The 7,637-nt window shown below is 71.6% G+C and carries 3 protein-coding genes; 2 read left to right on the top strand and 1 reads right to left on the bottom strand.

Annotated features, from left to right (window positions below; genetic code table 11):
* Window positions 1–187: 187 nt before the first annotated feature.
* Both WYO_RS25950 and WYO_RS25945 read left to right on the top strand, forming a co-directional pair.
* Window positions 188–1,186, top strand: a complete 999-nt coding sequence (locus WYO_RS25950; protein WP_007568281.1) for a LacI family DNA-binding transcriptional regulator — start codon at window positions 188–190, stop codon at window positions 1,184–1,186.
* Between the two features lie 150 nt (window positions 1,187–1,336).
* Window positions 1,337–2,512: an MFS transporter gene (locus WYO_RS25945; protein WP_007568279.1), complete on the top strand. Its 1,176-nt coding sequence runs from the start codon at window positions 1,337–1,339 to the stop codon at window positions 2,510–2,512.
* A gap of 219 nt (window positions 2,513–2,731) precedes the next feature.
* On the opposite strand, the gene WYO_RS25940 is transcribed toward WYO_RS25945, so the two are convergent.
* The gene (locus tag WYO_RS25940) at window positions 2,732–7,576 is read right to left on the bottom strand and encodes an NAD-glutamate dehydrogenase (protein WP_007568277.1); all 4,845 of its coding nucleotides are present in this window, start codon (window positions 7,574–7,576) and stop codon (window positions 2,732–2,734) included.
* Window positions 7,577–7,637 lie beyond the last annotated feature (61 nt).

Here is a 7,637-nt window from a genome sequence, read left to right as displayed (position 1 = left end):
TGGAGGAAGCCCCCGCCGCCCCCGCCGCCCCCGCGCCGAAGACGCGGGGCCGCAAGAAGGCGCCGGTGGAGTAGAAGCCCGCGCCGGTCGCGGCGGATCCGTTTGACAGGACCCGCCCGGAAGCGTGACACGGCGGACGGAGCGCTCAACCTAAGAGCGTCATCTGCCGCAGCGATACACGCCGATCATGGTCTCGAAGCGCTACCCGACGTCGATCGAGGTCGCCCGCCTCGCCGGGGTCTCGCAATCGGCGGTGTCCCGCACCTTCACGCCGGGGGCGAGCGTGTCGGCCCGGACGCGCGAGAAGGTCCTGGCCGCGGCGGAGACCCTCGGCTTCCAGCCGAGCCTGATCCCCAAGATCATGCTGACCGACCGGTCCGGCCTCGTGGCCCTGGTGGTCGGCGGCCTGGAGAATGCCTTCTACGCGCGGGTCGTCCAGAGCCTCGCGGCATGCCTGCGGGAAGCCGGCAACCAGATCGTGCTGGTCCCGGTCGACAGCGATTACACCCTCGATGCCGTTGCGGCCCGCCTCGCCCAGTACCGGGTCGACGCGATCGTCAGCGCCCTGGCGGTCCTCTCCCAGGACGCCGCCGAGACGCTCTCGGCCTCACGAATCCCGGTCGTCTCGTTCAACGCTCCGGTGACGGCCGCGCGGGTCGGCTCGGTCGGCTCCGACAACGCCCTCGGCGGGCGGCAGGCCGCCCGCCTCCTGCACGCCCGCGACGTGCGCCATCCCGCTTTCGTGGCCGGTCCCGCCATCAGCCCCGCCAGCACCGAGCGGTTGACCGGCTTCCGCGAGGCCCTGCGCGAAGCCGGTAGGCCCGAGCCGCGCGTTGCCGGATCGGCCTATACCTACGAGGGCGGCGCGGAGGCGGCGACACAGCTCTGCGCCGAAGGTCCGGTCGACGGCATCTTCTGCGCCAACGATCTCTGCGCGCTCGGCACAATCGACGCCCTGCGGCGCGCGGGTCGGCGCGTGCCCGAGGATGTCCGGGTGATCGGCTACGACGACATCCCGGCGGCGGGATGGGGCGGCTATGATCTGACCAGCTTCGACCAGGACGTCCCGGCCTTGGTCGAGGCCACCCTGGCGATGCTCGACCGGATGTCCGCGACGGATGCGGCCGCGGGCGAGCGCGTCCTGATCCCGCCGCGGCTGACCGAGCGGGGCAGCACCCGGGCCTGAGCAATCCGAACAGCTCCGCGAGGGCCTCCTTGCACGCGACGCAACCGTGCGTCGCGTCTGCATCGCTATGCAAAAGCGCGATGCGGCCCATCCTTACGGCATGCTGCGCCGCACAATGCGACGCCTGTCTCCCGTTTGTAGGAGGTCGCCGTGCCCCCCTTGCCGATCCTCGCCCTCGCCGTCGCCTCGTTCGGAATCGGCACCACCGAATTCGTCATCATGGGCCTCCTGCCCGAGGTCGCCCAAAGCTTCGGCGTGACCATCCCGCAGGCGGGTTATCTCGTGTCCGGCTACGCCATGGGCGTGGTGGTGGGCGCTCCGATCGTGGCGATCGCCACCGCGCGGCTGCCCCGCAAGACGGCGCTGCTCGCCCTGATGGCGGTGTTCCTCATCGGCAATATCGGCTGCGCCCTGGCGCCGACCTACGGCCTGCTGATGGTGGCCCGCGTCGTCACCGCCTTCGCGCACGGGGCGTTCTTCGGCATCGGCGCCGTGGTGGCGCGGGATCTTGTGCCGCGCGAGAAGCGGACCCAGGCGGTCTCCCTGATGTTCGCCGGCCTGACCCTCGCCAACGTGCTCGGCGTCCCGCTCGGCACCGCCCTGGGCCAGGTCGCCGGATGGCGCTCGACCTTCTGGGCGGTGGTCGCGATCGGGGTCGCCGCCGGCCTGGCGATCCAGACCTTCGTGCCCTCCGGCCTGCCCGGCACACGCGGCGGCCTCGTGAAGGAGTTCCGGGCGCTCGGGCGCTGGCCCGTGCTCCGGCCGATGCTGATCTCCACCCTATCGTCGGTCAGCTTCTTCACGGTGTTCACCTACATCACGCCGTTTCTCACCGGCGTGACCGGGTTCTCGCCGCAGGGCGTGACCGGCGTGCTGTTCGCCGCGGGAATCGGCCTGACCGTGGGCAACCTCGCGGGCGGCCACTTCGCCGACCGAGGCCTGATGGCGACGATCATCGGCGGGTTCATCGGCATCGTGGCGGTGCTGCTGGTCCTGGCGGGGGTCGCCCATCACGCGATCCCGACCGTGGCCGTGCTGGTCCTCTGGGCAGGCCTCGCCTTCGCGCTGGTCTCGCCGCTGCAGATCTGGGTGGTCGAGGCCGCGAGCGACGCCCCGAACCTCGCCTCGACGCTGAACCAGGGCGCGTTCAACCTCGGCAACGCCACCGGCGCCTGGCTCGGCGGCACGGCCCTGACGCTGGGTGCCGGTTACGGCCAGCTGCCGCTGATCGCCGCCGCCGTCTCGATCCTCGGCCTCGGCCTGACCGTCACCGCCGTCAGTCGGACCGGCAGCCGGCTGTTCTCGGCCTCTGCGCCAGGCGCGTAGCGAACGATTCCGCGAGTCGGGCGCCCGAATCGCGGTGTCCGATCCAGCCTCTGACGCATCGTGGCCTGCAGGGTGCGCGCCCCCGGCCCGCACCGCTGTGAGGGGTCCACATCGTTATCTGTGGGATCCGCCCGGCTCCCTCACCCGTGCGGGAGAGGGGGACCCGTGCCTCATTCGGAATGAGGGTAAGGCCGGCCGCTTCGGCAGGGGCGCATTCGCCTAATCCGCCCGCACCAAGTCGCCGAGCAGGCTCGCCGCCACGGTCGCCTTCGAGACCGTCAGGCCCGAGGCGCTGATCGCGTCCACCGCGTCGCGGATGCGGACCAGCGGCGCGCCGCGGGCCTTGGTCCAAGCCTCGACCGCCTCCGGGCCGGCCCCGAGATCGGCCACCACCTCGGCGGTGAGCTTGCGGTGGGCGGCGGCGATGCCGGCGACCGCCCGCTCCAACGCGACCCGGTCGAACGTGTCGGCCACCGGCACGGTCCGGGCCGCGGCGGCGAGCTCGTCCAGCCGGAACGCGTGTTCCAGGGCGAAATGGGTCGCCGCCACCTCCTCGACCGGGCGGCCGCTGGCCTCGGCGACGCGCACGATATCCGGCGCGGAGATCAGGGCGTTGAGCGAGGCGAGCCGCCGGGCCTGCTCCCGGGCCATGCCGTGACCTTCGAGTTCCGTCGCCCGGTCGCCGATGGCGGTGAGCGCCTCGGCATCGAGCACCTTCGGCAAAGCCGCCTCGACCGCCGCGACGCCGTCGCGGTAGCGCGCCACCAGCGGGGCGAGGCCGCCGGTCAGGTCGAGGTTGCGGATGAACCAAACGATCCGGTTGGTCAGCAGGCCCTGCACCTCGGCGTAGAGGCCCAGCTGGTCCTGCCCGGACAGGCCGCCGCCCAGCCCGTCGATGGCGATGTTGAGCTCCATCAGCCCGAAGGCGTCCCGGGTGATGGCGTAGGCCTTGGCGATGGTCGCGGCATCCGCCCCGGTCCCGTCGACGAGCCGCGTGACCAGAGACGGGCCGCCCCGGTTGACGATGATGTTGGCCAGAGCCGTGGAGATGATCTCGCGGCGCAGCCTGTGGCCCTTCACGGCGTCCGGGAACTGCTCGCGCAGGGCTTTCGGGAAGTAGCGCTGCAATTCGCGGTCGAAATACGGGTCGTTCGGCACGGTGCTCGCGAGGATCGCGTCGTGGAGCGACAGCTTCGCGTAGGCGAGCAGCACCGCGTATTCCGGCCGGGTCAGCCCTTCGCCGCGGCGCATCCGCTCGGTGATCGCGGCATCGTCCGGCAGGTACTCCACCGCCCGGTCGAGCCGCCCCTCGGCCTCCAGCGCCTGCATGGTGCGCATGGCGAAGCCGGTCTCGCCGAGGCCGCCGCGCTGGGCGAGCGACAGTGCCAGGGTCTGAAGCTCGTTGTTGCGCAGGACCAGCCGCCCGACCTCGTCGGTCATGGCGGCCAGCAGCCGGTTGCGCGCATCGTAATCGAGCCGCCCGTCGCGCTCGGGGACCATCAGGGCGATCTTGATATTCACCTCGACGTCGGAGGTGTTGACGCCGGCGGAATTGTCGATCGCGTCGGTGTTGAGCCGGATGCCGGCCCGCGCCGCCTCGATGCGTCCGCGCTGGGTCAGGCCGAGATTGGCGCCCTCGCCGATCGCCTTCACCCGCAATTCCGGGCCGGTGATCCGCACGGCGTCGTTGGCGCGGTCGCCCGCATCCTCGTCGGTCTCGGTGGTGGCGCGGATATAGGTACCGATACCGCCGAACCAGAGGAGGTCGGCCGGCGCCTTCAGGATCGCCTGCATCAGCTCGGTCGGCGTCGCCTCGTCACGGTCGAAGCCGAGGGCCGCCCGGGCCTGGTCCGAGAGCGGAATGGTCTTCAGGCTGCGCGAGAACACCCCGCCGCCCTCGGAGATCAGGGACCGGTCGTAATCCGCCCAGGAGGAGCGGCCCATATCGAACAGGCGCCGGCGCTCGGCGAAGCTCTTCGCCGCGTCGGGATTGGGGTCGAGGAAGATGTCGCGATGGTCGAAGGCCGCGATCAGCCGGAGGCTCTGCGAGAGCAGCATGCCGTTGCCGAACACGTCGCCCGACATGTCGCCGACGCCCACCACGGTGATCGGGTCCGTCTGGACGTCGATGTCGATCTCGCGGAAGTGGCGCCGCACCGCCTCCCATGCGCCCCGGGCGGTGATGCCCATGCCCTTGTGGTCGTAGCCGTGGCTGCCGCCGGACGCAAAGGCGTCGCCGAGCCAGTGGCCCTTCTCCAGGGAGAGGGCGTTGGCGATGTCCGAGAAGGTGGCGGTGCCCTTGTCGGCGGCCACAACCAGGTAGGCGTCGTCGGGATCGTGCCGCACCGTGTCGGGCGGCGGGACGATCGCCTGGTCGACGATGTTGTCGGTGAGCTCGAGCAGCGTGCGGATGAAGATCCGGTAGCTCTCGGTACCCTCCTGCATCCAGGCCGCCCGGTCGGAGGCGGGCGGCAGGCGCTTGGGGAAGAAGCCGCCCTTGGCGCCCACCGGCACGATGACCGCGTTCTTGACCTGCTGCGCCTTCACCAGGCCCAGGATCTCGGTGCGGAAATCCTCCGGCCGGTCGGACCAGCGCAGGCCGCCGCGGGCGACGTAGCCGAAGCGCAGATGCACGCCCTCCACCCGGGGCGAATAGACGAAGATCTCGAAGAACGGCCGCGGCAGCGGCATCGCCGTCACCTTGGCACAGGCGAACTTGAAGCTGATCGTCTCCCGGGGGCCGCCATCCGCGGCCTTCTGGAAGAAGTTGGTCCGCACCGCCGCCTCGACCAGGTTGACGAACCGGCGCAGGATCCGGTCATCGTCCAGGCTGGTGACGTCGCCCAAGGCCTCCTCGATCAGGGAGCGGGTCTCCGCTTCCTGCGCGGCCCGGTCGCCCTCGGTCTGCGGATCGAAGCGGGTCCGGAACAGGTTGACGATCGCCCGGGCGATACCGGGATGGCGGCTCAGCGTGCCGGCCATGTAATCCTGGCCGTAGCGGATCCGCAGCTGGCGCAGATAGCGCCCGAGCGCCCGGAGCAGGGCCGCATCCCGCCAGGGGAGGGCGGCTTCCAGCACGAGTCGGTTGTAGCCGTCGGATTCCGCCGCGCCGTCGGCCAATGCCAGCATCGCCTCCTCGAGAGGCTGCTCCAGCGTGGCGAGATCGATCGCGGCGCCGCTGGCGCGCTCGAGCCGCATGTCGTGCAGCCAGATCCGGGCGGACTCGTCGAGCCCCGCCGGCCGGACCCGGTAGGTCCGCTCGTCGATGACGCGGAACCCCAGATTCTCCAGCACCGGTACCCGGTCGGACAGGGCGATGGCGGTGCCGCGGGAGAAGACCTTCAGGCGGACCTGCGCGTCGGAATCACCCGCCCGGCGCCCGAGATGCACGGCGCGCGGCCGTGCGTCGCTCAGCGCCTCGAGGATGGCGATGTCGGCGACCGCCGCGTCCGGCGGGAAATTGTCCCGGTAGGCGGCCGAGAACGCCTCGGCGTAACGCGCCGCCAGCTGGCGGGCCTGGCCGCCGTCATGGGCCTCCGCCAGGGCCGCGCCCAGGGCGTCGCCCCAGGTGCGGACCAGCGCGGCGATGCCGGCCTCCAGGGCGGCGGGGTCCTGCTCCGGCGCGCCCTCGTCGGGCAGGCCGATGATGTAGTGGGTCCGGGCCAGGGGACCTTCGGGCAGCTCCGAATAGGCCGCGCTCGGCCGGCCGCCATAGGCCTCGGCCAGATAGGCGGCGATCCGGGCGCTCACGGTCGAATCGAACCGGTCCTTCGGCACGAAGACCAGCAGCGACACGAAACGGCCGAACCGGTCCGGGCGCGACAGCACCCGGATCCGCGGCCGGTCGGCGAGGTTGGCGATCGCCAGGGTGAACCGGTACAGGCGCTCGATATCGATCTGGAACAGCTCGTCCCGCGGGTAGGTCTCCAGCACCGCCAGCAGGCTGCGCCCGGCATGGCTGGTCGGGTCGAGGCCGGCCCGCTCGGCCACCGCCTCGACCTTGCGGCGCAGCACCGGCACCTCGCGCGCCGGGCTGGTATAGGCGGCGGCCGTGAACAGGCCGACGATCCGCACCTCGCCCGAGAGCTTGCCGGTGGCCGAGAACAGCTTCACGCCGATATAGTCGAGATACGACACCCGGTGGACGCGGGACTTCGCGCTCGCCTTGGTGATGATCAGCGCCTGCGGCTCCTCCAGGAAGGCGAGGATTTCCGGCGTGTAATCCACCGGCGTCCGGCCCCGCCGCAGGGGCGTGGTGCCCGGATCGCGCAGCACACCGAGGCTCGACCCCTCGATCAGCGGATGCGCGTCGCCGGCGATGCCGTGCTGGCGCATCCCCAGCACCAGGAACTGGCCGTCCCGCAGCCAGTCCAGGAAGGCGCGCGCCTCGGCGATCTCGGCCTCCGGCAGCGGGGAGGGGGCGCGGCCGAGGCTGTCGGACAGCTCGGCGATCCGGGCCAGCATGGCATCGTGATCGTCGCTCGCCAGGGCCACGTCCCGGTAGACCTGGGCGAGGGCGTCCACCAGGCGCTCGCGGGCCTCGCCGTCGAGGCGGCCGAGATGGAGATGGATGAAGCTCTCGCGCGCCAGGCTGCCATGGGCGTCGGCGGTGGTCTCGCCGACCACGCGCACCAGCGCGCCGGACGCGTCGCGCTCGACCCCGAGAATCGGGTGGGCGACGAGATCCGGCGTCAGGCCCTGCTCGGTGAGCTCGGCCAGGGTCGAATCCAGCAGAAATGGGCGGTTGTCGTTGACGATCTCGACGATCGTCATCTCCCGGGGCCGACCGTCGCGCACCAGCGCGACGTCGCTCAGATGCACCCGGGCCGGATCGCCGGGCCTGCGCGGCTCGGACAGGAGGGCGCGCGCCCGGACCGCGAGATCGGCGACCGCATCGGCCGGGTAGGGGGCCAGATCTTCGGGGGTCACGCGCCCGAACAGGTCGCGGACGAAGCCGCCGGGCCCGCCCTGCTCGGCGACGGTCTCGGCCGCGGCCTCGATGAGCCCTGTCCGGGCCGACTTCTGTTCCGAGGATGACAACGCCGTGGCGGTTTCCAATGTCATCGCGCCTCTCACGAACCGGGAGCCTGCCGGCGCAGCGATAGCAGGGTGATCCGCCGTGTCG

The organism is Methylobacterium sp. GXF4 (genome assembly GCF_000272495.1).
Taxonomy (GTDB): Bacteria; Pseudomonadota; Alphaproteobacteria; order Rhizobiales; family Beijerinckiaceae; genus Methylobacterium; species Methylobacterium brachiatum.
This window is presented reverse-complemented; position numbering and strand designations above follow the sequence as displayed.